This window comes from Bradyrhizobium ingae (assembly GCF_055791185.1).
Genome location: NZ_JBVUBB010000017.1, coordinates 66,718 through 93,224 on the forward strand (window position 1 = coordinate 66,718; position 26,507 = coordinate 93,224).

Here is a 26,507-nt window from a genome sequence, read left to right on the forward strand (position 1 = left end):
CAATGCATGGTTCCGTACATGTACGGGCTCTACGTCGCAAAAACGAGCCTGAATCCACGGGAAAGTGAAGCTATTCACCGCTGGAGAGCAGCGAGCCGTGCTTCTTGGCGCTGCGCAAAAGGGCAAGGAATGCCCAGAAAGATGCCGCCAGAAGCCCCGCATTGATGGCGAGCGCATCGAGCATCAGGTCGGCGCGGAAGCTTTGGTCGATCAGGAGCGCCCGCATCCCCTCGAATACGTAGGTCGGCGGCAGCGTCCAGGCGACAATCTGCAGCCAGTGCGGCAGCACGCTGACGGGATAGTAGATGCAGGCGAGCGGCATGATCGCGAACATCAAGGTCCAGACGATGCTTTCGGCTCCGAGCCCATTCCGCAACACGAGGCCCGAGACGAAGATGCCGACCGCCCAGCTCGTGAAGATCAGATTGCAGAAGAAGGCGATCAGCGGCAGGCCGAGGCTGTAGACATTGAAGTGAAACAGAAACAGCGCGAGCAGCGTCATCGGGATGACGCCGATCGCGAGCCGGATCAGGCTCATGACCATGAGCGCGAGCAGGAACTCGATCGGCTTGAGCGGGCTCATCATGAGATTGCCGATGTTGCGCGCCCACATCTCCTCCAGGAAGGAGATGGAGAAGCCGAGCTGGCCCCGGAACAGGATGTCCCAGAAGATGACGGCGCCGATCAGCGTGCCGCCGGCCCGCGCGAAGAAATTGGCGTTCTGCGCGATGTAGAGCTGGATGAAACCCCAGGTGATGACCTGGAGCGCCGGCCAGTAGAGCAGCTCCAGAAGGCGCGGCCAGGACGACATCAACAGGTACCAGTAGCGCAGGATCATCGCATTGATGCGATGCATCGCCAGGCCGCGATGAAGGGAAATCTCGCTCATCGCACCGCCTCCCGCGCCGCTCCGTTGCTCCGGCCGCGCGCGACGTCCAGGAACACCTCTTCCAGAGTGGCGCGGTTGTAGCGGGCCATGATGGCGTCGGGCGTATCGTCGTCCTCGATGCGGCCGCGCTTCATGATGATGACGCGGTCGCAGAGCCTCTCGACCTCGAGCATGTTGTGCGAGGCGAGCAGGATGGTGGCGTTATGGGCCCTGCGGTAGGCCTCGAGATGCGCCCGCACCCAGTCGGCCGTGTCAGGGTCGAGCGAGGCCGTCGGCTCGTCCAGCAGCAGCAGCTCGGGCTGGTTGATCAGCGCCTTCGCCAGCGCGACGCGGGTCTTCTGCCCGGCCGAGAGCTTGCCGTTGGCCCGGTCGAGGAATTCGTTGAGATCAAGATCGTCGGCGAGCTGCGCGATGCGACCGGACAGATCCTTCACCGCATAGAGCTTGCCAAAGATCGTCAGATTTTGCCGAACCGTAAGCCGCATCGGCATGTCGACATAGGGACTTTCGAAATTCATCCGCCCGAGCACGTCGGCGCTCTGTTCGGGCATCCGACGCCCCAGCACCCGCACGCGGCCGGAAGTCGGCAGCACAAGGCCCATGATCATCGCGATCGTCGTGGTCTTGCCGGCGCCGTTGCCGCCGAGCAGGCCCGTGATGCTGCCGCGCGAAAGCGAAAAAGAGATATCGTCGACCGCGCGGGTCTGCTTGTAGACTTTGACGAGATGGTCGACCTCGATCGCCGCGGACAGGGTGCTGTCCGCGACAGTCGGCCGGCTTGAAGCCTTGTCATTCTCGGTCATGCTGGGCGTTCTTCTGCTATTGCGGCGGCAAGCGCAAGACTTGTAACCAGTCGGATTGTGTGAGCCACCCCCGTTTGCGATCCGAGAAGGCAGTGCCCAATTGGCCGACATGACTGAAATTGCCGCGTCCGAGTTTCGCCATTCGCAGCGACATATCCGCCTGGATACGATCCTGCGGTTGCGCTGGCTTGCGGTGCTCGGGCAGCTCGCCGCCATCTTCATCGTGGCACAGGGGCTGGAATTCAACGTTCCGATCATCCCCTGCGTCACCATCATCGGGCTGTCGGCGGTGCTCAACCTCGCCCTGCAAATGGCGGTCAATCCGATGCAGCGGCTGGAGGGCATCCACGCGGCCGCATTGCTGGCGCTGAACATCGTGGAACTGGCCGGCCTGTTGTTCTTCACCGGCGGATTGGAGAACCCGTTCTCGTTCCTGTTCCTGGCCCCGGTCCTGATCTCCGCGACGGCGCTGCCGGCCCGGCTCACCTTCGGCCTCGGCCTGCTGGCGGTCGCCTGCGCCTCGATCCTGTTCTTCTTTCATCTGCCGCTGCCCTGGGACAGCGACGATCCCCTGGTGCTGCCGCCGATCTACCTGGTCGGCGTCTGGCTTTCGATCGTGCTCGCGATCGGCGTCACCAGCCTCTACTCCTTCCAGGTGACGGAAGAGGCGCGCAAGCTCGCGGACGCGCTCGCCGCGACCGAGCTGGTGCTGACGCGCGAGCAGCACCTGACCCAGCTCGACGGACTTGCGGCCGCGGCCGCGCATGAGCTCGGCACGCCGCTGGCAACCATCTTCCTGATCTCGCGCGAATTGGAGAAGACGGTGGAGGATCCGAGCTTCGCCGCCGATCTGAAAACCCTGCGCGAGCAGACGCAGCGTTGCCGCGACATCCTGAGCAAGATCACCCAGCTCTCCTCCACCGGCGCGCCGTTCGATCGCATGAAGCTGTCGGAGCTGATCGAGGAGGTCGTGGCACCACACCGCGATTTCGGTGTCGCCATCAAGGTGCGGATCGCGGTGGCGGCCACCATGGAACCGGTCGGCTCGCGCAATCCCGCGATCCTCTATGGTGTCGGCAATATCGTCGAAAATGCCGTCGATTTTGCCCGCACCACCGTCGAGGTGAACGCCTGGTGGAATAATGACAGCATCGAGATCGTGATCTCCGACGACGGTCCCGGCATTCCGCCCGATCTCCTGAACCGGATCGGCGAACCCTATCTGTCGCGGCGGCGCCTGCAGGATGACAGCGGAGGCGAACGTCGCGGCCTGGGGCTCGGGGTGTTCATCGCGCGCACGCTCCTGGAGCGCACGGGTGCGAAGGTCTCGTTTACCAATCGGACGTTCCCCGAGCATGGTGCCGTGGTGCAGATCGCATGGCCGCGCGAGCGTTTTGAGGCTACCGAGACGACCGAAGAAACAATAGGATAGACCGCGACCTTGCGTCGCACTCCGCGGGCCCTCGACTTATGGCGGCCTTGGCAGCGCTTGATTGCGACGCCATATGTTCCAAAGCGCGATGAGATCGGGATGAACCGTCGTCGCGCTTTGGGTTGTTGTTTGAGCATGATCTTTTCGGAAAATCGCGTCGTACTTTGCGCTAACGCGGCCCTTCGGGTCCGGATCATGCTCTAGCGTTGGAGAGAGGACGAAACCTTGAACGCCATCGCCGAACTGAATGAACAGGCCGACCGCTCGCTCTTGATCGTCGAGGACGACAAGCCGTTCCTGGAGCGCCTGTCGCGCGCCATGGAGACGCGCGGCTTCACGGTGACCTCCTGCGATACCGTCTCGGACGGATTGGCCGAGATCGGCAAGGCCGCGCCGGCGTTCGCGGTCGTCGACTTGCGGCTCGGCGACGGCAACGGCCTCGATGTGGTCTCGGCGCTGAAGAAGAAGCGCCCCGACGCGCGCGCCATCGTGCTCACCGGCTATGGCAACATCGCAACCGCCGTGACCGCGGTGAAGATGGGCGCGATCGACTATCTCTCGAAGCCGGCCGACGCCGACGACGTCGTCGCCGCCCTGCTTTCGACCGGCACTGAAAAGTCCGAGCTGCCGGCGAATCCGATGTCGGCCGACCGCGTGCGCTGGGAGCACATCCAGCGCATCTACGAGATGTGCAACCGCAATGTCTCGGAAACCGCCCGCCGCCTCAACATGCACCGCCGAACCTTGCAGCGCATCCTGGCCAAGCGCGCGCCGCGGTAGTTCCGCACTCAGCATTCTCTCACCGTCACCCTGAGGCGCTCGCCTTGCAAAGCAAGGCGAGCCTCGAAGGGCGACGGCCCGGCTGCATCGCGGCCGTTCATCCTTCGAGGCTCGCCCAGCGGCGCAATTGCGCCGCAAGGCTCGCACCTCAGGATGACGGAGAAACAGATTCGCTCCTACCCTACTCCCAAGACTCGGCATGGCCCTGCGGATCGACCAGGCGGTTGATCCGGAGCGCGGCCGCCATGGCGAAGCGCAGCGTCATCTGCTTGCGCGTCGGCGCCGGCAGCTTGTGCTCGGGCGCCTCGCAGGCGAGATGCGCGCCATAGGCATCCGCGATGATCAGGCCGGTGTCTTGCGGGAAGATCTCGCAAGGCAGATCCTGCGTGAAGGCGAAGAACAGCCGGTCGCAATGGGCGCGGTACTCGTGCCATTTCTGGTCGGCGCGCAGATCCTCGACCGATGACTTGATCTCGACGATCCAGATCTCGCCGCGTTCATTCAGCGCGACGAGATCGGCGCGGCGGCCCGACGGCAGCGGCAGTTCGCTGATGCAGGAGAAGCCGAGCGAGCGCAACAGCCGCGCCGTGCCGCGCGCGACAGCAAGCGCAGTCTCGGACTGGCGGCCGTCGGTCGGCGGCACGAGCGCAATGTGGCGGGCGGTGTTGTCCATGGGGCAAGTCTAACCGATTCCAGTTGCTGCGCACACTGTAGGATGGAGACGGGCTGTAGCCTATTCTCAGTGTCGTCCCGGCCTTCGCCGGGACGACACTGAGTGTGAGGTGGGAACCTCATCTTTGCCCAACACTTATCACGCAGCCACTCACCGCCGTGCGGACCAGCGAGGCTGCCCCGACATGATCGACGACCTCTGGTACAAGAACGGCGTCATCTACTGCCTGTCCGTTGCCACCTACATGGATGCCAACGGCGACGGCGTCGGCGACTTCAAGGGGTTGTTGCGGCGGCTCGATTATCTGCACGGCCTCGGCATCACCGCGATCTGGCTGATGCCGTTTCAGCCCTCGCCTCACCGCGACGACGGCTACGACATATCGGACTATTACGGTGTCGATCCGCGCTACGGCACGCTCGGCGACTTCGTCGAGTTCACTCATGGCTGCAAGCAGCGCGGCATCCGCGTCATCATCGATCTCGTCGTCAACCATACCTCCGACCAGCATCCCTGGTTCAAGCACGCGCGCGGCTCGAAGGACTCGCCCCATCGCGACTGGTATGTGTGGTCCGACAAGAAGCCCGCGAACGCAGCCAAGGGCGTGGTGTTTCCCGGCGTGCAGAAATCGACATGGACGCGCGACAAGGAAGCGGGCGCCTGGTACTTCCACCGCTTCTACGATTTCCAGCCCGATCTCAACACCTCGAACCCGCGCGTCCAGGCGGAGCTTCTCAAGATCATGGGCTTCTGGATCCAGCTCGGCGTCTCCGGCTTCCGGATGGACGCCGTGCCGTTCGTGATCGCGACCAAAGGGCCGAAGGTCAGGACGCCGACGGAGCAGTACGACATGCTGCGCTCGTTCCGCGAATTCCTGCAATGGCGCGAGGGTGACGCGATCATCCTTGCGGAAGCCAACGTGCTGCCAAAGACCGACATGGAGTATTTCGGCAGCGACGGCGACCGCATGCACATGATGTTCAACTTCCACGTCAACCAGCACCTGTTCTATGCGCTGGCCTCGGCCGACTCGCGCGCGCTCGCCAAGGCGCTGAAGGCGACCAAGCCGCGGCCGGCCTCCGCCCAATGGGGCATGTTCTTGCGCAACCATGACGAGCTCGATCTCGGACGCCTGACCAAGGCCCAGCGCGACCTCGTGTTCAGATGCTTCGGGCCAAGCAAGGACATGCAGCTCTACGATCGCGGCATCCGCCGTCGCCTCGCGCCGATGCTCGGCGGCGACCGGCGCCGGCTCGAGCTCGCCTACAGCCTGATGTGCACGCTGCCCGGGACGCCGGTGATCCGCTATGGCGACGAGATCGCGATGGGCGACGACCTGTCGCTGCCCGAACGCTCCTGCGCGCGCACGCCGATGCAATGGTCGACCGAGCCGCATGCCGGCTTTACCGACAGCAACAAGCCGGTCTCGCCGGTCATCGACAAGGGACCGTATGGCTTCGAGCACGTCAACGTCGCCAAGCAGCGGCGCGATCCGAACTCGATGCTGAACTGGACCGAGCGCATCATCCGCATGCGCAAGGAGGTGCCGGAGGTCGGCTGGGGCGACTTTGAGGTCATCGCCGTGCACGACCCGGCGGTCTTCATCATCCGCTATGACTGGCGCAACAATTCAGTGCTGTTCGTGCACAATCTCGACGAAAAGCCACGCGAGATCGCGTTCTCGACGAAGCTGCCGGCGGGCCATGGCGGCCTGCTGATCAATCTCCTGGCGGAAGATCACAGCCGCGCCGACAAGCGCGGCCAGCACCGCGTCGTGCTCGAGCCCTACGGCTATCGCTGGTACCGCGTCGGCGGGCTCGATTATCTCCTGAAGCGGAGCGAGATCGACACCAAGGCGATGCGGAAAAGTAGGCATGGGGCGTAGGTAAGGTCTCTCCCCAAGTGTCGTCCCGGCGAAGGCCGGCCCATTACCACAGGGAGCAGTTTGGCGAAGACTCGGGGTTACCGGCTTCGCGCCGCAACTCCTCCCTGTGTTTATGGGTCCCGGATCTGCGCTCCGATTCGCTATGCTTGTCCGGGACGACGACCGTTAACGCTGCATTGTCTCCATCCATCATTCCAGGCTCGCGCAGCCCGGGACGACAAAATCATCGCACCGGCCCAATCACCACACCTTCGTTGCCGCGCAGGTCCAGCACGCCCTCGAGCTCCTCATTCTCGCGGTCGAGGAAGGTCGAGAGCAGGATCTCGCTGCCGAACGGCACCGCGCTGGTGGTGACGGCGACCGGGTCGGGGCCGAGATTGAGCACCACGACCAGCGCTTCGTCGCCGGCCTGCCGGCGATAGATCAGGAGATCGCCTTGCGCGGCGATCGGATGATAATCGCCCGCAACCAGCGCCTGATGCGCCTTCCGCAAGGCAATCAGGTGCTTGTAGAGATTGAGGATCGAGAACTTGTCGGCGTCGAGATCGACCACGTTCTCATGAACGTGGATTTCCGGCAACGGCAGCCACGGCGTGACCTCCGAGAAGCCACCAAAATTCGAGGAATCCCATTGCATCGGCGTGCGGCAGCCGTCGCGGCCGACGCCGATGCCGGGCACATTCTTCTCGAAGGGATCGCGGACATCCTCGGGCGCGATCGCGACCTGGTTCATTCCGATCTCGTCGCCATAGTAGAGCGTGGGCGTGCCGCGCAGCGTCAGCAGCAGCATGGCGGCGACGCGTGCCTGCTCCGCCCCGACGCGGCTTGCGACGCGCGGCCGGTCGTGATTGCCGAGCACCCAGTTCGGCCAGGCCCCCTTCGGCAAGGCCTTCTCGTAATCCTCGATGATCTTCTCGATCGAGCGCGCGCTCCAGAAGGTCGAGAGCAGTGCGAAGTTGAACGGCATTTGCGCGCCGGTGAGATCGTTGCCGTAATAGGCCATCAGGCGATGCAGCGGCAGGTAGATTTCGCCGATCAGGACGCGCGCGCCAAAGGCGTCCGTGACGCGCCGCATCTCGGCGATCACGTCGTGCACCTCGGGCTGGTCGGTCGAATATTGCGTGAGGATTTTTTCATTCGGCGGCCGGCCCTCGACATAGTACGGGTTCGGCGGGTTGTCGCGGAAGTCCGCGTCCTTGATCAGGTGCCAGATGACGTCGACGCGAAAGCCGTCGACGCCCTTCTCCAGCCAGAAGCGCATCACGTCATACATCGCCGCGCGAACCTGCGGATTGCGCCAGTTGAGGTCCGGCTGCCGATCGAGGAAGGCATGGTAGTAATATTGACCGGTCGGCTCGTCATAGGCCCAGGCACTGCCGCCGAACTCGGACAGCCAGTTGTTCGGCGGGCCACCATCGGGCCCGCCATCGCGCCAGATGAACCAGTCGCGCTTGGGGTTATCGCGCGAGGAGCGGCTGGCAATGAACCAGGGATGCTGGTCGGAGGTGTGGTTCGGCACGAGATCGAGGATCAGCTTCAACCCGCTCTGATGCGTGGCCTCAAGCAGCGCATCGAAATCCTCCAAGGTGCCGAACAGGGGATCGATGCCGGTGTAATCCGAGATGTCGTAGCCGAAGTCGGCCATCGGCGAGCGGAAGACCGGCGACAGCCAGATGGCATCGACGCCGAGCGATTTCACGTAAGGAAGGCGCTTGAGGATGCCGGCGAGATCGCCGACCCCGTCACCATCGGTGTCCTGAAAGGAGCGCGGGTAGATCTGATAGAAGATGCCGTCGCGCCACCAGTTCTCGTCGCCCTGTGCCATGCCGCTATCGCCACCTTCGAAATCTGCCTCGCGCCAAGCAACGCGCAGGCTGCGCCGGGGTTCAGACCAGCAGGCCTTTGAGACGGTCGTGTGACCGCGCAAGCGCCTGTTCCGGCGTCCGGGATGTCGAATCTTTTGCTTGGCGGGCCGCCAAAAATCGGCATTGTGAGGCCATGACCGAGCAAACCGAACAATCGCAGGCGGCGAAAGCGGGCGCCATCATCGTTCCCGTGACGCTGTTCGAGCAGAACTGCACCATCATCTGGAACGAGCCCAGCAAGAAGGCCGTGGTGATCGATCCCGGCGGGGACGTTCCAAAAATCCTGGACGCGATCAAGCAGACCGGCGTGACCGTGGAGAAGATCTGGCTGACGCACGGCCATATCGATCACGTCGGCGGCGCCGCCGACCTGCGCGATGCGTTGAAGGTGCCGATCGAAGGCCCGCACGTCGCCGACAAGTTCCTGCTCGACAATGTGGTCGAGAGCGGCGCGCGCTTCGGCATGACCGGCGTGCGCAATTTCGCGCCGGACCGCTGGCTTGAGGAAGGCGACACCGTCGAGATCGGCGACCTCTCCTTCGACGTCCTTCACTGCCCGGGACACTCGCCCGGCAGCGTCGTCTTCTTCAACAAGGAGTTGCGCTTTGCCCATGTCGGCGATGTCCTGTTCGCGGGTTCGGTCGGCCGCACCGACCTGCCCGGCGGCAGTCACGCAACGCTGATCGACTCGATCAAGACGAAACTCCTGCCGCTCGGCGATGATGTCGGCTTCATCTGCGGCCACGGTGCCGGCTCGCGCATCGGCCATGAGCGGATGACCAACCCGTTCATCACCGGCGAGCTGTAGATCCGGGCTGTCCTACTCCGCGGCATCTGCGAGCGCCGCGGGCTCGCTCAAGTGCCGCTCGCCCCAGTCGCGGATCGCGGATATCACGGGCACGAAGCTCTTGCCCTTGCGGGTCAGGCGATACTCGACCTTGGGCGGCACCACGCCAAAATCCCGGCGGTCGATCAGCCCGCTCTCGGTGAGCGCCTTCAATTCGCGGCTCAGCACGCGCGGGGTGATCTCCGCGCTGCCCGCGGCTCCTCGCAGCAAACCGCTCCTGATCTCGCCATAGCGGCGCGGGCCGTCCTTCAGGTCCCACACGATCCTGAGCTTGTATTTACCGGCGATCATCTTCTGAAAGGCTGCGACCGGGCAGCTCCGCAATGCCGCTTTCGCCATCTCGTCACCTCCCTACGCTCACGGGAGGATAGGAAGGCTGCGAAAAAAGTCCATACTATCAATTTTGTCCATACTTGCAGGACTGCTCCCAAGGCGCAGATGATGACGCACAAGACGAAGGGAGCGTCACATGAAGCACTTCATGATCAAATACCAGCTGAGGAACGGCGCGACGGAGGCCTGGCACCAGGAGATCGGCCGCTTCATCAAGGCGATCAACGAGGATCCGGAGCTGAAGGGCCGGATCGGCTATCGCTGCATGAAGAACCGTGACGACGACAGCTATTTCCACCTTGCCAGCGTTGCCGACGATGCCGCGCAGAAGACGCTGCAATCGCGCGACTTCTTCAAGCACTATACCGAGATGGTGCGAAAGGTCGCCGGCGGCGAGGTGACGGCGACGCCGATCGAGCTGATCGATCAGACGGCGTAGCCAGTAACTCGACCCGTCGTCCCGGGGCGCGCAAAGCGCGAGCCCGGGACGACGAGTTGGGATTGGATCTACTTTATCAATCCTGCAGCCGTCAGTGCGCGGGTGATGACGGCGCTGAGGTCGAGGCCACGCCTGGCCTTCTTGCTGGGCTTGGCCTTGAGCTTGGCCTTGCCTTGCGGCTCGGTGACGGCGGTGCGGATCGACCTTGCAAGATGCGGCGCGGGCGTCAGGGCCGGCGCCGGCTTCGCCGCCGCTGACGGCTTCTTCGCCGGCTCGGCATTGCGGATCCAGTCGGTCAGGCCGAAGAATTTTGCGATGTGGTACGACGAGGAGATGCCGGCCTCGATCAGGAAGGCGCCTTCGATGCCGTAGCGATGATCGTTGTCTGCGACGCCGAGCGGCGTGCCGTGCGCCATGTTGGTGATGGCGAAGGATTCGACGATGGTCTCGCCGTCCGCATTCCACCAGGCCTGGCGCGGATAGCCGTCGACGACGGTCTCCGCCATTGGCGTCAGCGGCAGGTCGTGCAGGTCGAGCCACTGCTTGACGATCTCGTCGGCATTGCCGGGATTGACCGTGCGATCGGCGCTGCCGTGCCAGACCGAAATCTTCGGCCAGGGACCGCGATGGTCGGACGCCTTGCGCACGAGATCGCCTAGCTCGCGAGCGGGGCGCTCGGGCGAGTGAAACATGCCATCCAGCGCCTGACGCAGATTCGACGCCACGCCGTAAGGCAGTCCTGCAATGACCGCGCCGGCCGCGAAAACCTCGGGATAGGTCGCGAGCATCACCGAGGTCATGCCGCCGCCGGCAGAGAGGCCGGTGACGAAGATTCGGCGCGCATCGATGCCGTGAGTCGTGACCATGTGCGCGATCGCCTCGCGAATCGAGCTCGCCTCGCCGCTGTCGCGCGTCGTGTCTTCCGGATTGAACCAGTTGAAGCAGGTGTTGGCGTTGTTGAGGAGCTGCTGCTCCGGCATCAGGAGCGCGAAGCCGTAATGCTTTGCAAGCGTCGACCATCCCGCGCCGAGATCGTAACCAGCCGCCGTCTGGCCGCAGCCATGCAGCACGACGACGAGCGCGCGCGGTTGCTGCAATTGCGCCGGCACGTACGCCAGCATGCGCAGATTTCCGGGATTAGAGCCGAATCCCGTGATCTCCGTCAGCGGGCTGTGCTGGCCCGCGCCGCGCAAGCTTTCAGCAAAGCGCAGACCGTCCAGCTTTGGCAGACGTCTTAAGAGATCGACATTCCTGGTTAACGACACCGACAGCTCCTGATGGGGCGACTTCCAACGTCACCCCAGAACAGATAGTTGCTGCGGCGCAAAATAAAAAGTGTGTGTGGAGTTCAGGCATCCGGGAATCCACGGGGATTCCCCGAAATGCCTCAACTTCGAGCATGTGCACGACGCATCCATGTCAGAAATGCGACGCAGATCATGATTAACGTCGTAAACGAGGCGAGTGCGACGAAGAATGCTGCACGTGATGAGTGCTCGATTCGACGGCGAAATAGAGCGCACCGATGGAAGCGACACCGGCCGCATTACCGATCTGAATGGTTGTGCCGTACATGCCGGATGCCGAGCCTGCCGCGACAGGCTTCACCGTCGAGAGCACGGCCCCCGAGAGCGGCGCCATCACGAAGCCCTGGCCGTAACCGAAGACGATCATGGTGAGCGCGAGCATGATTGGCGTCGGCGCGTCGACGCAAATGGCGAGCGGCGCAGGCGCGGCTAGGCCTGCGATCTGAAGCGCGCAGCCCTCGATCAGCACCATGGTGTGCATCGGAGCGATTACCTCAGAGGTAGGATTTGTGGGATCCGGCCACGCTTCACCTTGCCCCGCTTGCGGAGAGAGGAAGAAGAAAGACACATGGCTTGCATTCCGCCGCGCGGGAGACGGTGTGATTGCGTTCGCATGCGCGAGCACGTAGCCTTCCGGACCTAACAAACAGAAACTTCAACCGGAGAGAACGCGATGGCGCGCCTGAATTTCGGTGCCTTTCTTGCCCCGCATCACCCGATCGGGGAGCACCCGATGCTCCAGTTCCGGCGCGATCTCGACCTCGTCGAGCAGCTCGACGCACTCGGCTATGACGAGTTCTGGTGCGGCGAGCACCACTCCTCAGGCTGGGAGATGATCGCCTCGCCGGAGATGTTCCTGGCCGCAGCCGGCGAACGGACCAAGCGCATCAGGCTCGGCACCGGCGTGGTGTCGCTGCCTTATCACCATCCCTTCAACGTCGCGCAGCGCATGGTGCAGCTCGACCACATGACCGGCGGACGCGCGATCTTCGGCTCCGGCCCCGGCGCGCTTGCCTCCGACGCGCACACGCTCGGCATCGACCCGATGACACAGCGCGACCGCCAGGACGAAGCGATCGCCATCATCCGCCGCCTCTTCAACGGCGAGCGCGTCACCGCCAGGAGCGACTGGTTCACGATGAACGACGCCGCGCTCCAGCTGCTACCGCTCCAGGAGGAGATGCCGTTCGTGGTGGCCTCGCAGATCTCGCCGTCGGGCATGACGCTCGCCGGCAAATACGGCATCGGCATCATCTCGCTGGGCTCGATGACGACGCAGGGTTTGATGTCGCTGCGCCAGCAATGGGAGTTCGCCGAGGACGCCGCCAGAAAGCACGGCACCAAGGTCAATCGCGCCGACTGGCGCGTGCTGCTGACCTGGCACATCGCCGAGACGCGCGAGCAGGCGCGCCGCGAGGCCGGCGCCGGGCTGATGCGCTGGCACAACGAATATAATGTCGGCACGTTGCAGAGGCCGGGCCTGACCGCGTTCTCCTCGCCCGACGAAGCCGTCGACAAGACCGCGTTCGTCGACGGCGCGGCCTCCACCATCGGCACGCCCGATGATCTCGTCAAAACCATCAAGAACGTGATGGAAGTGTCCGGCGGCGTCGGCGCCATCATCGGCTTCGTGCACGACTGGGCCAATCCGGAGGCCACGCGCCGGAGCTGGGACATGGTCGCGCGCTATGTAGTGCCCGAGATCAACGGCTACATCGACGGACTTCACCGGTCGCAAAAATTCGTGATCGAGAACCGTGCGATCTTCGAACGCGCGGGGCAGGCGGTGATGGCCAAGATCATGGAGAACGAGAAGGCCGCCGAGGCCTTGAAGCAGACCGGCCCGGGCCGCGTCGCAATACCCGCCGTCAACGCGCCGGATTTGCAGAAGGAGGCGGCGAAACGGCAGGCCTAGGGTCCGCGGCATTTGCTTGCGAACGCCGTCACATCGTTTCCGCGTCAACTGTGCTATGCTGACCGCGTAGCCGGGCGCGTGGTCGCGTGATCCCGTTCGGTCAAAACCGGAGCTCCCGCCATGTCGATGCAGAGTGTGGCCTCGCCTGCGATCAGCTGGACCGCGCCGAAGCGCAACGAGCTCAAGCATATTCCGGGCGACGAGGGCTGGCCGATCATCGGCAAGACGTTCCAGGTGCTGGCGGATCCCAAGGGCCACATCGAGGCATGCGGGGCGAAATACGGTCCGGTCTATCGCACCCATATTTTTGGCGAGACCAATGTGATGCTGCTCGGGCCGGAAGCGAACGAGCTCGTGCTGTTCGACCAGCAAAAGCTGTTCTCCTCGACCCATGGCTGGAACAAGGTGCTCGGCCTGTTGTTTCCGCGCGGCCTGATGCTGCTCGATTTCGACGAGCACCGGCTGCATCGCAAGGCGCTGTCGGTTGCCTTCAAGTCCGGGCCGATGAAGTCCTATCTCACCGATCTCGACAAGGGCATCGCGGCGCGGGTGGCGCAGTGGAAGACGAAGCCGGGCGCGATGCTGCTTTATCCGGCGATGAAGCAGCTCACGCTCGATCTCGCCGCGACCTCGTTCCTCGGCGCCGATATCGGGCCGGAGGTCGACGAGATCAACCGCGCCTTCGTCGACATGGTGGCGGCCGCCGTCACCCCGATCCGCCGCCCCCTGCCCGGCACGCAGATGGCGCGCGGCGTCAACGGACGCAAGCGCATCGTCGCCTATTTCAAGGCGCAGATTCCGCTGCGCCGCGCGAAACAGGGCGGTGAGGACCTGTTCTCGCAGCTTTGCCACGCCACCCATGAGGATGGCGCACTGCTTTCCGAACAGGACATCATCGACCATATGAGCTTCCTGATGATGGCCGCGCATGACACGCTGACCTCATCCCTGACATCCTTCATCGGCGAGCTCGCGGCGCATCCGGACTGGCAAAGCAGGCTGCGCAACGAGGTCATGGCGCTCGAGCTGCCGCCCGGCGCACCGACGAGCTTCGATGATCTCGAAAAGATGCCGCTGTCGGAGATGGCGTTCAAGGAGGCGCTGCGGATCAAGCCGCCGGTGCCTTCGATGCCGCGCCGCGCGATGCGCGACTTCACCTTCAAGGGCTTTACGATTCCGGCCGGCACGGCGGTCGGTGTCAATCCGCTCTACACTCATCACATGAACGACATCTGGCCGAAGCCGGATCAGTTCGATCCCTTCCGCTTCACCGAGGAGGCGCAGCGCAACCGCCACCGCTTTGCGTGGATACCCTTTGGCGGCGGCGCGCATATGTGCCTCGGCCTGCACTTCGCCTACATGCAGGCGAAATGCTTTGCCCGGCACTTCCTGCAGAATCTCGAGGTGTCCCTGGAGCTCGGCTACAAGCCGGACTGGCAGATGTGGCCGATCCCGAAGCCGCGCGACGGATTGCGGGTCCTGGTAAAGGCGGCGTGAGATCGCAGGGATCGTAGGAGATCGTAGGAGATCGTAGGCTGGGCAAAGCGAAGCGTGCCCACCTCTTTGATCGCAATCGTGGTGGGATGGTGGGCACAGTGCGCGAAGAGCGCGCCTTTGCTCACCCTACGGATTGCTTCGCTGTCGTCCGGCAGCCTCACCTTCCGGTATACGCGGCCTCGCGATCACAATTTTGGCACCTTCAGCGACAAAGACTCCCACTGGTCGCTCCAGCCTGCCCATGGGATGTTCCTGTTTTCGAATGATTTGAGGCCACTCGACCGGCTCCACGCGGTGCCGTCGTTCCAACGGCCAATATCCGCGCCCGCCAATGCCGAGGCAAGCTATGCTTGCGCAGGCGGCCTGTGCATCGCCTTCATTTGCATCCCCCCTTCACGTTCGCTTTGCGGTTGAACGGCAGATGATGAAACTGGTCGACGAATTCCGGAAAGGCTGGCTCGGCATCTCGCCGCCGTCGCTCGCGCTCAGCATCGGCTTTGCGACCATCTGTCTCGCGCTTGCGACGCTGGTGCGCTGGGGCCTCGCCCAGGTGCGGCCGGACATCTTCTTCACGCCATATTTTCCGGCCGTGTTCTTTGCAGCCGCGTTCGGCGGCCTGCGCATCGGTGTCATCACCGCGCTGATCGGCGGCGTGCTCGGCGTCAGCCTGAATTTCGGCGACGCCCATGCCGACACCGCGCGCTTCGTGCTGCTCGTGCTGTACTGGGCCGTCACTGCGCTCACGATCTGGGGCGTCGAGCACTACCGCTCGCTCCTGATCGAGCAGCGGCGGATTTCCAAGCGCCTGATCGAGGAAGAGGAGTATCGCAAGCTCCTGGTCGACGAATTGCAGCATCGGCTCAAGAACAAGCTCTCGACCGTGCATGCGGTGCTGCACCAGGTGCTGCACGACCAGCCGCAGGTGTGGGCCCGGGTCGATCCGCGGCTGCGGTCGCTGGCGGCGACCGACGATCTGATCGCGCGGGTCGACAATTCCGGCTGCGACATCCGCGACCTCCTGATCTCCGAGCTCGGCCCTTATGGCCATGTGCGCTTCTCGCTGAACGGCGAGCGGCTATACCTGCCGGCCAAGCTCGCGGTCACGCTGTCACTGATGTTTCATGAGCTCGCCACCAATGCGAGCAAATACGGCGCCTTTTCCGCGCCACGCGGTCTGCTGCAGGTGTCCTGGAACGTCTCCGACGATCGTCTCGCCATCACCTGGGACGAAACCGAAGGACCCAGCGTCGACAAGGTCTCGGCGCCGGGCTTCGGCACCAAATTGTTGAAATCGGCACTCCTCGCCTTCGACGGCAAGACCGAGATCTCATACTTGAAGAGCGGCGTTCATTGCATCATGCAATGTCGCATTCCCAAATCCTGACACTTTGGCGGCAACGCGAAAGCGGGCCGCGCGCATCCCTCGCAGTTTCGCGAGTGCCATTGACGCTCTGTTAATGACGATGGGCGGCGTGCGTGTCGGCGCGAACAGGTTGTGGAAACCACACCCGTATTTCTGCGTATCCCTTAACCAAAACTAAGAGGGACTTCGGCAAGATCGCGCCATTACAAAGCCGCGCCCGAACAGCAAGATTCATGAATTCTATGGACGACAGCAAATACTCCGGCGCGACTGATGCCGAGCTCGGATTCCTCAAGGAAATCGTTAGAATGCTGCCTGCCGGCGTGACCGTGCAGGACGCGCGCGGCGAGATGATCCTGGTTAACGACGCTGCAGCCCGTCATCTCGGCATCGATGGCAGCCGGCCCTCGCCGGACATGGTCCAGCGCCAGGAAGCATGCCAGCAGGCGATGCAGGCCGGACAGCCCGTGGTCATCGAGGAATCCCTCCACCTCGGAAGCGCACGCCAGGTCCTGCTCACCACCCACCGTCCGGTCCGCCTTGACGGCCGCGACCTCCTCATCTCCGCCTCCTCCGACATCACCGAGCAGAAGAATTTCGAGGACCAGCTGTTTCGCTCGGCCTATTTCGACGAGCTCACCGGCCTGCCTTCCCGGCGCGTGATCGAGCATCGCGTCAACGGCATTCTGGGGCGTGAGCGCAAAGGCGAGCGATTTGCGCTCGCCTTTCTCGACATCGACAATTTCAAGCACATCAACGACTATTATGGCCACTCGGTCGGCGACGCGCTGCTGGTCGAACTGTCGAAGCGGCTCGGCCGCGACCTGCGCGAGACCGACATGCTGTCGCGGATCTCTGGCGACGAATTCCTGCTGCTGCTCTCGCCGATCGAAAGCGAAGAGGAGGTCGCCGAATTCATCCAGGCGACGCTGAAGCGCCTCACCGCCCCCTTCTTCATCGATTCCTCCGAGATATTCGCTTCCACTTCGGTTGGCGTCAGCCTCTATCCCGATCATGGCCGCTCCTTCGAGGTGTTGCGCCAGAACGCCGACATCGCGATGTACCGCATCAAGAACGACGGCAAGGGCGCCGCGGCGTTCTTCGACGCCGGCATGGAGCGCGAAGCCCTCGCGCGCATGAAGATCGAGCAGTCGTTGCGCCTCGCGATCCTCGAGAAGCGCTTCTGCTGCGCCTTTCAGTCCAAGGTCGACATCAGGACCCAGGCCGTGAAGGGCATCGAAGCCCTGGTGCGCCTGCGCGACGATGAGGGCGTGATCCAGGCGCCTGGCTCATTCATCAACCTCGCAGTCGAGCTGGGGCTCATCGACGAGCTCAGCCACCTCGTGCTGGCCGAGATCGTGAGGTCGATCGACCTGATCAATGACACCTTTGGCGCGGAAGCGAGCATCAGCATCAACATCGCCGCCAAGCAGGCCGGCAATTCCGAATTCATGCGCTCTTTTGCGCAGGCACTGGACGCAACCGGCTTCCCGAAACGCTTCATGATCGAAGTGACGGAGGACGCCTTCGTCGCCACGAATCACTTCCAGTCAGAGATCCTGCCGATGTTCCGCAAGCTCGGCGTCGGCATCTCCATCGACGATTTCGGCATCGGCTTTTCCTCGCTCTCGGCACTTGCCGACATCACGGCCGATGAGATCAAGATCGACCGCTCCTTCATCACCGACATCCATAAACGCCCGCGCAGCCAGGGCATTTTGCGCGCGATCGAATCCTTGAGCGAAGCACTGGGCATGACGGTCATCGCCGAGGGCCTGGAATCCTATGAGGAGCTGGCCTATCTTCAGGCCGCGACCAAGATCCGCTTTGCGCAGGGCTATTATTTCGCCCGGCCGATCTTCCTGGAAGAACTGAAGCTCGCAACGCCCGCTGCCAGCGAGGCCCGCGTCAGCATCGCAAGCCGCCCCGCCCAGCAAAACCGCCAGGGCTATTCACGCGCGAACGGATACCGGCGCTAGAGCTGACCGTACCCGGGCGCGTTCCCGCAAAGTAAGAAGCGGTGGTACCTCGCGACAAACGCGCCGCGACGGTGCGAGCCGCCCGTTAGGCCGGCATTAACGATGCCGCTGCGCCCGCTTCACGCGTGCAATGCGCGCCCCCTCATGCGACACCGCATGATTCATAGCTTGCCGCGCCGGCCCACGACCTTGTGGTAACGGATTAAGGCTTGGGTAACCGGCTTTCCTAAGGTTTGGGCCATTTGTGCATAGTATGCGTGTTTCCCTGGGGGAAGGGGAATGCGTCGCGTGCCGTCCACGATAACGAGCAGAATAAGACTGGCCGTGAGGAACGGCTGGGACGCTGCCGTGCGTCGCGGCCCCGTGCTGTGGCTGACGCTGTCCGGCGCACTGCTGGTGGCCGGCATCTTCGTCGTCACCACCATGGCGATCGACGATTTCCGCGAGCGCGCGCTCGTCAACAACGAACGTGAGCTCGAGAACACGGTCGTGTTGCTGACCCGCCATTTCGATCAGCAGTTCGAGGATTCCGAGACTGTCGCCGCCGATCTGGTGGCGCGAATGAATCTCGCCGATATCAGCTCGCCCGAGATGTTCCGCGAGCGCATGTCGAGCGATGAAGCCCATCGCATGCTCGCCAACAAGATCAGCGCCGTGAACTATCTCGGCGACATCGCGATCTACGACACCAACGGCGACATCATCAACTGGTCGCGAAACGACCCGCTGCCGAAGATCAACATCTCGTCACGGGCTTATTTCCAGACCTTCAAATCCGATCCCCGATCCGAGCCGGTGCTGCTCGAAACCGTGCGCAGCCTGATCATCGGCAAATGGACCACCGTGGTGGCGCGCCGGCTGGCGAACCCGCAAGGCGAACTCCTCGGCATCATGGTGCGCCGGATCGATCCTGCGAGCTATCAGAAATATTTCTCCTCGGTCGTGCTCGGCAGAGGCGCGGCCATCTCGCTGTTCGACGGCGGCGGCACGATGCTGGCGCGCTACCCGCATGTCGACGAATTGATCGGAAAGAGCTACGCTAACGCTCCGTTGTTGCAGTCGATTGCGGCCAAGGGCGGTCAACAGACGCTGCGGATCGAGAAAAGCCCGGTCGACGGCCTGGGGCGGCTGGGCGCCGGTGCGTCGCTCGTGCATTTCCCGATCATCGTCATCGCGACCAACACGATGGAAGCGGCGCTTGCAGACTGGCGCGAACAGACCCGCTTCATGATCGTGGCGGCGACGCTGTCGGCCGCGATCATCGCGCTCATCCTCTATCTCATCATTCGCCAGATCAGCCGTCAGAGCCGCGAGGCGCAGGCGCGGATCGAATCCGAAAGGTTGCGGCTCGACACCGCCCTCAATAACATGTCGCAGGGGCTGATCCTGTACGACGCCACCGGACACGTCGTCACCTGCAACCGGCGCTTTACCGACATGTTCGGCCTGTCCTCCGACATCATCAAGCCCGGCTGCAGCATCCACGACGCGATGCACCACTTCAAGGAGCGAAACGCCTTCGAAGGCGACGTCATTGAATTCTGCGCCGGCGTGATGAAGATCGTCGCCGAAGGCAAGACTTCCACCACGATCGACGAGCTGCCCGACGGCCGCGCCTTCCAGATCGTCAACACGCCACTCGCGCAGGGCGGATGGATCGCCACGATCGAGGAGATCTCCGAGCGGCGCAATCTCGAGCAGGAGCGCGACCGCAACTACACTTTCCTGCGCGAGATCATCGACCATATCCCGTCGCAGATCACGGTGAAGGACGCCCGCACGCGGCGGTATCTCCTGGTCAACCGGATAGCCGATGACGTGTTCGGCGAATCCGGCGAATCGATCGTCGGCAAGACCGCGTTCGACATCATCCCGGAGCGGGACGCCAAAACCGTCACCCGCGACGACGACCGCCTGCTGCAATCGCCCGACGAGCTGTTCGTGGACGAGCGGGCCTGGGAAACGCGCACCGGCGGTCGTCGCCACGTCATCTCCAAGCGGATCGGGATTCGCGACAAGGCCGGCGTGCCGCGCTACATCATCAACGTCATCGAGGACGTCACGGCGCGGCGGCAGGCCGACGAGAAGATCGCGCATATGGCGCATTACGACGCGCTGACCGACCTCCCGAACCGGGTGCTGTTCCGCGAGCAGATCGAGCGCGAGCTCAGGAAGGTTGCGGACGGCGAGCAGTTCGCGCTGCTCTATATCGATGTCGACGAGTTCAAGGGCATCAACGATTCGCTCGGCCATCACGTCGGCGACGAGCTGTTGAAGGCGGTCGCGGCCCGCATCCGCGGCTGCCTCAAGCCGGGTGATCTCATCGCGCGCCTTGGCGGCGACGAGTTCGCGGTGATCCAGACCAAGGTCGAGACGTCGGCCGACGTGCTGGCCTTCGTGACGCAAATCCACGAGGCGATCCGGCGGCCCTACCACTGTCTCGGTCATCAGCTCTCGACCGACGCCTCGATCGGCATCGCGCTGGCGCCGCAGGACGGCACGGATCTCGACCAGCTGATCAAGAACGCCGACCTCGCAATGTACGGCGCCAAGGCTGAAGGCCGCCGCACCTATCGCTTCTTCGTGCCGGCGATGGATGCGTGCGCCAAGGCACGCCTTGCGATGGAGCAGGACCTGCGTCAGGCCATGGTCGACGGCGGCTTCGAACTCCACTACCAGCCGCTGGTCAATTTGCGCGCCGGCGAAGTCTCCGGCTGCGAGGCGCTGCTCCGCTGGCGTCACCCTGAGCGCGGCATGGTATCGCCGGCAGAGTTCATTCCCGTGGCCGAAGACACCGGCCTGATCAACGAGCTCGGCGACTGGGTGCTGCGCACCGCCTGTGCCGAGGCCGCAAGCTGGCCCCGCCACGTGCGGATTGCCGTCAACGTCTCGCCGGTGCAGCTCAAATGCGAGACGCTGCCGCTGAAGATTGCGGGCGCACTCGCCGCCTCCGGCCTCGATCCGTGCCGCCTCGAGCTCGAGATCACCGAGGCCGTGCTGATCCGCGACGACGAGGCCGCGCTCGCGATCCTGCACCAGCTCCGCTCGATCGGCGTGCGCATCGCGCTCGACGATTTCGGCACCGGCTATTCGTCGCTGAGCTATCTGAAGCGGTTCCCGTTCGACAAGATCAAGATCGACCGCTGCTTCATCTCCGACATCGCGGAGGGCAGCGGCGCGCCCGTCATCGTTCAGGCGGTGGTCAACATCGCCACCGCCAGCAACATGACCACGGTCGCCGAAGGCGTCGAGACCGAGGCGCAGCGCGAGATGCTGCGCGCCCTCGGCTGCACGGAGATGCAGGGCTATCTGTTCAGCGCGCCGAAGGCCGCGAGCGAGGTGCGAAAGCTGTTCGGGCCGCACAGCGCACGGGTGGCGGCGGTGGCCTGAAGGCGGCTAGGCCGGCGAGGCCGCCCGCAGCCTCGCCCGACAGATCCGCTGCGCGGTCATGGACTTACGGACCACCCACGGCGTGGAGACCCCGGCCGCGCGCCGGTCCAACCAAGGCCGACAAGGGCGCCGAGCGGAGGTTGCCGACCCCGCGCCAATCGGCTAAATGGGGCCTCGCTGCACCCGTAGCTCAGCTGGATAGAGCGTTGCCCTCCGAAGGCAAAGGTCACACGTTCGAATCGTGTCGGGTGCGCCACTTCGGTACCAATCCGAATAAAACTACGAACAATAGCGAAGGGTGGTGCCGGTATTTCGCTCGGCTCCTGTGGATGGCGCGTTGAGATGGTGATGAGCCGTCTACCGCCGTGCGACGCAGCGCGACAATTCTTGGCGCATATAGGAGATAGCAGCGCTTAGCCAGCGTGAGAGCGCTGCCTCGTCGGTGGGCGCGTTTAGGTGATGAGATTCAAACTCAGCGGGACGATCGGACCACCACGGTGCTGCGCTCGCAAGATGCATTCGTTCGAATGTTAGGTGCGCGATGCGGTCCGATAGGGACGGCGTCGCAACGATAGTCTCGAAGTCTTCCAGCGATTCGACGATTTCAGGTTCAAATTCCCGTTGATCCCGTGCTGTATGCAAGCTTTCGAACAAATCAATCTGCCAGTGTGGATGTCCAGCTCCAGAACTTTGGAAGTTTACCCCGGAGCGGTCCCAGTCGCGCAACCCGGGCCATTCAAGTCGGAGCAACTGCGGCTTTACCGGATCTCCCACCTCACCAACGTGTATGGTGAGTCCCGCTTGGCGAAAGGCAAATGGCGCCCGCCCGCTCTCCTGGTCCCATACTTCCTGATATCCCAGCCAAGCGGTGAGACCCGCAGGTAACGCAACCAAAGGGGCTACGCTTGCCACGCCTCGATTGCGCTCGATTCGCTCCACGCCTTCTCCGCGAACCCCCGTCCAGACACCGGCAGCTTGATACTCCGCTTCAATCGTGATTGTCCGTCGTCCGCGACCGAGACCGGCACTCAAAAGGCCGCCAAGTGTTTCCCAGCGCCGATCCAATTGAGCCTTGGTGGCGCGCAAGCGGCGCCGCTCAAGATCAGAGGGCATCAAGCTCGATGCCCCCATAGAGATAAGACACCGTTTCAGCCACGCTGCGGCGCCAGTCGGCCGAACTAAGATCAACTCGTCTACCTAGGCTCCCGAGTGCTCGCACCGCACGGCCCGTAACTGGATCAAACGCCAGAGATTGAAGATCAGGTACCGGTATCGGCGCAACGTGCCGAGCGCTAAGGTCAAATTGGCCGCCGGCGACGTGTGGCGCGTACAAGCCGAGGAGCTTGGCGAACACCGAAGAGTTGCACAGCGCCACAAACGCGGCAAGTACATCGCTCTCGCCCAGTTGTTCAGCGCCTGCTTCGCCTCCATCGGAATTTTGAGAAAGATTGCCGACGATACGTGATTTTAGCGTCCAGACATGGCCCATCACTGCAAAGAATTTCGCGTTATAGTCGCCTACGAACGCTCCCTCAGCGCCAAAGAACTTGGTGAGAATCCGCGGACGAGCGTTGAGGCTCCAAGCACGGGGACGCATCAAGCCCCACCAATCGGTTCGACGCGACTGAATAATGGTCGCACGACCAGCTAACCGCGCGCGGTTCGGTTCAAGGTAGCGCGTAAAGTAACGTGGAACAGTTCGCCGAACGGTCTCTTCATCTGAGAATATCGCTCCACTCGCGTCGTGAGGAAAGAACAGCCAATAGGGTTTCACTATTCGACCGCCTTGGATGGAGTCGGTCATCGTGGCCTCACGAAAGAAGCGACGCTCCTTCGCTGGCAACGCATCGTATTCATCGGCTGTAAGTAACAGCGCGCTGTTGAGCCCGGTCTGAATTCCTTGGGCGATCTCGAACAAGTCACCGACAGATGGCAAGCCGGCCTGAGAGAGAGCTCTAAGAAGCCGCTCGCCCCTCGGGCTCGGGAGACGCCAAGTTGGCCGCACCTTAAGTGCCGCGATCGGAACGGAAAAGACACTCCAGGCGTCTTCCGAAATAACGGCGTGACGAGCGTCATCGCCCATGCGGCGGAGTTGGCGAAGCGCAGCGCTTGTGGCGTGCGGGTCGTTCTCAGTAATTAGCGCAGTGAACTCTCGGCCCGGCTCGTGGCCTTTGCTAAAAACCGCAGCTGCAACTTGCACGAGCGCGTGTGAGAAGAGGCCGAAATCACCGATCGATCCGAGAAAGTGTAGATCGGCAATACCCAATAGTCGCTCGCGCCAAGCGGACGCAGCCTTCAGAGAAAGCAGGCTTGCCGGGAATAGCGTGCCCAGCGCGCCCCCAGGCTTGAGCGCTTCCAGCGCCCGCAGCACGAAGGCCATGCTATAATCACCACGACCAGCACTTTCGGTGCCTAGCGCACTAGCTAATTGGTCGCGCTGCTCAGGCGTTTGAGCCGCGAAACCGATGAACGGTGGATTCATGACGATGACGTCCGCCGATGGTATCCCAAGTTCTCCAAGAGCGTCACCGACCTGGAGCTTAATTTCCACCCCACCAGTCGGTGTCCAATCTTGAAGCGACGTGGCCACCGCAAAGCGTGCCATCGCAATGGCAGCCGGCGAGATGTCACGTCCGAAGAGTTCTAATCGACCAGTAAAGCCAACCCTGCGCAGCGTCCGCAGCGCCTCATGCAGAAAGGCCCCTGAGCCGCATGCTGGATCACAGACCGTCAGCGAATTGCGCTGACTTAGTGGCGGATCGAGACTTTCCAAGGCTCGTTCGACTAGGCTACGTGCGAGGGTTGCTGGCGTGAAGTGTGTGCCTCCGCGACTTTCGCGCGAGACCTCGGAAGCGCCGACCAAACCGAACAAGTCGAAATCGGTTGCACCGCGCAGCAGTTCGAAATGTGCTTCTTGGAACAGTTGACCGCCGGCATGACGTATTGCGAGCGATGGGTGAAGCCGTAGGAGGGACACCGGACCTTGGCGCGCCTCGTCTATAGCCGCACTCAGCCCGCGTGAGTCGAGACTGTCCAGCAGCGTTGCGGCGTCATCAGCCAAGCCATCGCTGGAAATGGGTGACGCAGCCTTCTCGTACGTCAGCAGTCGTGCCAAGGCCGCAGTAAAAATATCCGTAGCACGCACGTCAGGAATGCCTGCTGCGTGCCCAAGCGAACGAAGTCGTCTGAAAAAGTTAATCAGGTGCTCGACGACACCGCGGTTCGATCGAAGCCGGTCCTCGGTAAGGAAGCCGTAGAAGCGCTCAAGGTTACGCTCGATGCTGCCACGTTCGAATACCCGCGCCTCAGTCGGACGGTCCCACCGCAGCACAGCCACCTTGCCGTCAGTGACAGTCACGTGGTGCGGTACATCGCTTGACCAGATCCAATCTGCGGGACCGGGATCGCGCCACAGTTCCTCTTCGGATACCGACATAGCAAAGCTGCCATGGGCACCGTCAAGCAAGACTGAATGCGATCCGGGCGTAGGTGTCTCGTGTTCGAAGAGGGGGGCAACGGCCAACCCAAAGCGGCGCGCCCACTGACCCGCGTCGTCGCGCGCAGTCATCGCCGTAGTCCCACTGCAGGAAACAGCGGAAGTTGGGGCTCGGGCGGCAAGGCAAAATCCTCGGCAATGATCTGCAGGTGCGGCGTCAGTGGCAACAAGAGCAGGGCTTCGGTCGCGATCGACCGGTCTTCGATGAGTCGGGCATGGTCGTGATCTGGGAATGCGACCATCGTGCCCCACAGCCCGGGGAAGGACCGGGCCCCGATTAGCGCTCGGAACTCCGCCAGAGCTCCCTTCCAAGCACCCACTTCTGCGCCGAAGCGCTCGTTGAGTTCGCGTAGCAGCCGGAGCGTGAGCACCGTCTGCCAAGAGAACAGCGCATGTCGCCCGCGGCCCGCGCCTGGGACATCAGGCGCGACGATACCGCGGCGGGCACACCACTCACGTAGCTGGTGGGCCGTCAGGCCGGCCAACCGTGAAGCATCGGCAGCTTGCATCAGTTGCATTTATGAGGGGTATCATACCCGTCATGAATTACAACCGCTTCTTATCCTGTCGGCGGATCGGGTATCCCACAAAGCTCGCGATGGAGCTTAAGCAAGGGTGTCGAGAGAACAGCGCTGAGCAGCTAGGCGCCGAAATTATAAAGATATTTCAATAGTATACGAGTTCGCAGTTTTATTCTGAATGGCGCGCCAGTCTACGCCGGCAGCACGCCAAGTGAGCCGATGGTGTGCATTGCGAAACGGCGTGGAAGCCCTAGCGCATTTCCTTCAAGAGGTGCATGCTGCCGTTCGCGGGGCTATGAGGAGGCTTGGTTATGCGTCACCCATCCAAACCGCTACTCGACAGGGCAATCGCCTATAAGGCCGGCACGATCGGTCTCGGGTTACTTCCCATAGCCATGGCGTTCGCCGCAGTCCTCATACCGTGATCGCAGCGTCTGACACGCGAGCGCAGCCTCGTAACGCTTTCCACGTCCGCGAGCAGCAGTAGGCCCACGTTGCGCGAGCCCGCCAGGCTTTGATCATTTTCCGGCGGGCGTCGCCTTGATCGCGCTCCGCCACAGCGACGATCCTCATCGCAAGACTTGGCTGCTCTACTTCGGCCACGCGCGCGTTGGCGAGCGTGGACGGTGTCCGGCTCAGAGCGGGCAAGCTGTGCCGGGTGCCGGCACGCACCCCTGGCCAGGGACAATCGGTTGTGGCGACGGAAGCGGCGGCCACGGATGGATCGGCACAGGATGGATCGGCACCGGATCGACGGGGATAAGTGGCGGCCACCACGGCAGCGGGGGAGGACCGACATGCACGGGAGGCAGCGGACCGATGATGATCGGCAAGGTGGGGGTCACAACGTTGCTGTCGGCATGGGCAACGCCGACCAACGCACTCACAACAATAAATGAAAGGCAGGACACGCGGAAAATCATTGTTGTCGGCTCCTGTTTAGGTGCACGGCCAATACGATCGCACCGGACAAGAACGAACAATTCCATCGCGTATCGCCAGCGCCAAGCCGGACATGAGAGCTAGAGATAAACGACTAGTCTCAAAGAACTAACCGCACACCGCAGGAGCCCGGCATTCCAAGCACGACGAG

Annotated in this window: 21 protein-coding genes and 1 tRNA gene; 11 read left to right on the plus strand and 11 right to left on the minus strand. The window is 63.0% G+C overall.

Going from position 1 to position 26,507, the window contains the following annotated elements:
• Positions 1-70: 70 nt before the first annotated feature.
• Positions 71-889 carry an ABC transporter permease gene (locus ACV1FX_RS23355; RefSeq protein WP_473119915.1) on the minus strand — a complete coding sequence of 273 codons (819 nt, stop codon included), beginning with the start codon at positions 887-889 and terminating at the stop codon, positions 71-73.
• Positions 886-1,692 (minus strand): ABC transporter ATP-binding protein, encoded by an 807-nt coding sequence (locus ACV1FX_RS23360; RefSeq protein ID WP_473119916.1) that lies wholly within the window; start codon positions 1,690-1,692, stop codon positions 886-888. The genes ACV1FX_RS23355 and ACV1FX_RS23360 overlap by 4 nt, the downstream gene beginning before the upstream one ends.
• 109 nt (positions 1,693-1,801) lie before the next feature.
• Between ACV1FX_RS23360 and ACV1FX_RS23365 the strand changes: the two genes are divergently transcribed.
• Together ACV1FX_RS23365 and ACV1FX_RS23370 are read left to right on the plus strand one after the other, a co-directional pair.
• Positions 1,802-3,124, plus strand: coding sequence for an ActS/PrrB/RegB family redox-sensitive histidine kinase (locus ACV1FX_RS23365; protein WP_473119917.1), 1,323 nt, complete (start codon positions 1,802-1,804; stop codon positions 3,122-3,124).
• Positions 3,125-3,349: 225 nt separating this feature from the next.
• A complete protein-coding gene (locus ACV1FX_RS23370; RefSeq protein WP_254101122.1) occupies positions 3,350-3,904 on the plus strand; it encodes an ActR/PrrA/RegA family redox response regulator transcription factor in 555 nt (184 codons plus the stop codon).
• Between the two features lie 181 nt (positions 3,905-4,085).
• Here ACV1FX_RS23370 and ACV1FX_RS23375 read toward each other — a convergent pair whose 3' ends face one another.
• Complete coding sequence (locus ACV1FX_RS23375) at positions 4,086-4,577, minus strand: MmcB family DNA repair protein (RefSeq protein ID WP_473119918.1); 492 nt, start codon at positions 4,575-4,577, stop codon at positions 4,086-4,088.
• A 184-nt stretch (positions 4,578-4,761) separates the two neighbouring features.
• Between ACV1FX_RS23375 and ACV1FX_RS23380 the strand changes: the two genes are divergently transcribed.
• Positions 4,762-6,462, plus strand: coding sequence for an alpha-amylase family protein (locus ACV1FX_RS23380; protein ID WP_473119919.1), 1,701 nt, complete (start codon positions 4,762-4,764; stop codon positions 6,460-6,462).
• Positions 6,463-6,685: 223 nt separating this feature from the next.
• On the opposite strand, the gene ACV1FX_RS23385 is transcribed toward ACV1FX_RS23380, so the two are convergent.
• The gene (locus tag ACV1FX_RS23385; protein ID WP_473119920.1) at positions 6,686-8,287 is read right to left on the minus strand and encodes an alpha-amylase family glycosyl hydrolase; all 1,602 of its coding nucleotides are present in this window, start codon (positions 8,285-8,287) and stop codon (positions 6,686-6,688) included.
• 173 nt (positions 8,288-8,460) lie between these two features.
• Here ACV1FX_RS23385 and ACV1FX_RS23390 point away from each other — a divergent pair, with 173 nt between their 5' ends.
• Complete coding sequence (locus tag ACV1FX_RS23390) at positions 8,461-9,135, plus strand: MBL fold metallo-hydrolase (RefSeq protein ID WP_473119921.1); 675 nt, start codon at positions 8,461-8,463, stop codon at positions 9,133-9,135.
• Between the two features lie 12 nt (positions 9,136-9,147).
• Here the strand turns inward: ACV1FX_RS23390 and ACV1FX_RS23395 are convergent, their stop codons facing one another.
• On the minus strand, positions 9,148-9,513 hold the full coding sequence (locus tag ACV1FX_RS23395) for a winged helix-turn-helix transcriptional regulator (RefSeq protein WP_473119922.1): 366 nt from the start codon (positions 9,511-9,513) through the stop codon (positions 9,148-9,150).
• Positions 9,514-9,643: 130 nt separating this feature from the next.
• Between ACV1FX_RS23395 and ACV1FX_RS23400 the strand changes: the two genes are divergently transcribed.
• A complete protein-coding gene (locus tag ACV1FX_RS23400) occupies positions 9,644-9,946 on the plus strand; it encodes a hypothetical protein (protein WP_473119923.1) in 303 nt (100 codons plus the stop codon).
• A 68-nt stretch (positions 9,947-10,014) separates the two neighbouring features.
• Here ACV1FX_RS23400 and ACV1FX_RS23405 read toward each other — a convergent pair whose 3' ends face one another.
• Positions 10,015-11,211, minus strand: a complete 1,197-nt coding sequence (locus ACV1FX_RS23405; RefSeq protein WP_473119924.1) for an extracellular catalytic domain type 1 short-chain-length polyhydroxyalkanoate depolymerase — start codon at positions 11,209-11,211, stop codon at positions 10,015-10,017.
• A 178-nt stretch (positions 11,212-11,389) separates the two neighbouring features.
• Positions 11,390-11,734: a hypothetical protein gene (locus ACV1FX_RS23410; RefSeq protein ID WP_473119925.1), complete on the minus strand. Its 345-nt coding sequence runs from the start codon at positions 11,732-11,734 to the stop codon at positions 11,390-11,392.
• A 192-nt stretch (positions 11,735-11,926) separates the two neighbouring features.
• Between ACV1FX_RS23410 and ACV1FX_RS23415 the strand changes: the two genes are divergently transcribed.
• The 6 genes from ACV1FX_RS23415 (at position 11,927) to ACV1FX_RS23440 (ending at position 21,653) form a co-directional block, all read left to right on the plus strand.
• The gene (locus ACV1FX_RS23415; RefSeq protein WP_473119926.1) at positions 11,927-13,168 is read left to right on the plus strand and encodes an LLM class flavin-dependent oxidoreductase; all 1,242 of its coding nucleotides are present in this window, start codon (positions 11,927-11,929) and stop codon (positions 13,166-13,168) included.
• A 120-nt stretch (positions 13,169-13,288) separates the two neighbouring features.
• Positions 13,289-14,665, plus strand: a complete 1,377-nt coding sequence (locus tag ACV1FX_RS23420; RefSeq protein ID WP_473119927.1) for a cytochrome P450 — start codon at positions 13,289-13,291, stop codon at positions 14,663-14,665.
• A 421-nt stretch (positions 14,666-15,086) separates the two neighbouring features.
• Positions 15,087-16,049 carry a sensor histidine kinase gene (locus ACV1FX_RS23425; protein ID WP_473119928.1) on the plus strand — a complete coding sequence of 321 codons (963 nt, stop codon included), beginning with the start codon at positions 15,087-15,089 and terminating at the stop codon, positions 16,047-16,049.
• Positions 16,050-16,270: 221 nt separating this feature from the next.
• On the plus strand, positions 16,271-18,007 hold the full coding sequence (locus tag ACV1FX_RS23430; RefSeq protein WP_473119995.1) for a putative bifunctional diguanylate cyclase/phosphodiesterase: 1,737 nt from the start codon (positions 16,271-16,273) through the stop codon (positions 18,005-18,007).
• A gap of 279 nt (positions 18,008-18,286) precedes the next feature.
• The gene (locus ACV1FX_RS23435; protein ID WP_473119929.1) at positions 18,287-21,397 is read left to right on the plus strand and encodes a bifunctional diguanylate cyclase/phosphodiesterase; all 3,111 of its coding nucleotides are present in this window, start codon (positions 18,287-18,289) and stop codon (positions 21,395-21,397) included.
• Between the two features lie 179 nt (positions 21,398-21,576).
• Positions 21,577-21,653 (plus strand) — tRNA-Arg (locus ACV1FX_RS23440).
• Positions 21,654-21,754: 101 nt separating this feature from the next.
• On the opposite strand, the gene ACV1FX_RS23445 is transcribed toward ACV1FX_RS23440, so the two are convergent.
• The 4 genes from ACV1FX_RS23445 to ACV1FX_RS23460 form a co-directional block, all read right to left on the minus strand.
• A complete protein-coding gene (locus ACV1FX_RS23445; RefSeq protein WP_473119930.1) occupies positions 21,755-22,510 on the minus strand; it encodes a hypothetical protein in 756 nt (251 codons plus the stop codon).
• The gene (locus tag ACV1FX_RS23450) at positions 22,500-24,965 is read right to left on the minus strand and encodes an HsdM family class I SAM-dependent methyltransferase (protein WP_473119931.1); all 2,466 of its coding nucleotides are present in this window, start codon (positions 24,963-24,965) and stop codon (positions 22,500-22,502) included. Before ACV1FX_RS23450 ends, ACV1FX_RS23445 begins: the two co-directional genes overlap by 11 nt.
• Entirely contained in the window at positions 24,962-25,411 is a 450-nt protein-coding gene (locus ACV1FX_RS23455; protein ID WP_473119932.1) for a MerR family transcriptional regulator, read from the minus strand. The genes ACV1FX_RS23450 and ACV1FX_RS23455 overlap by 4 nt, the downstream gene beginning before the upstream one ends.
• Before the next feature lie 638 nt (positions 25,412-26,049).
• The gene (locus tag ACV1FX_RS23460) at positions 26,050-26,403 is read right to left on the minus strand and encodes a hypothetical protein (protein ID WP_473119933.1); all 354 of its coding nucleotides are present in this window, start codon (positions 26,401-26,403) and stop codon (positions 26,050-26,052) included.
• Between the last annotated feature and the right edge of the window lie 104 nt (positions 26,404-26,507).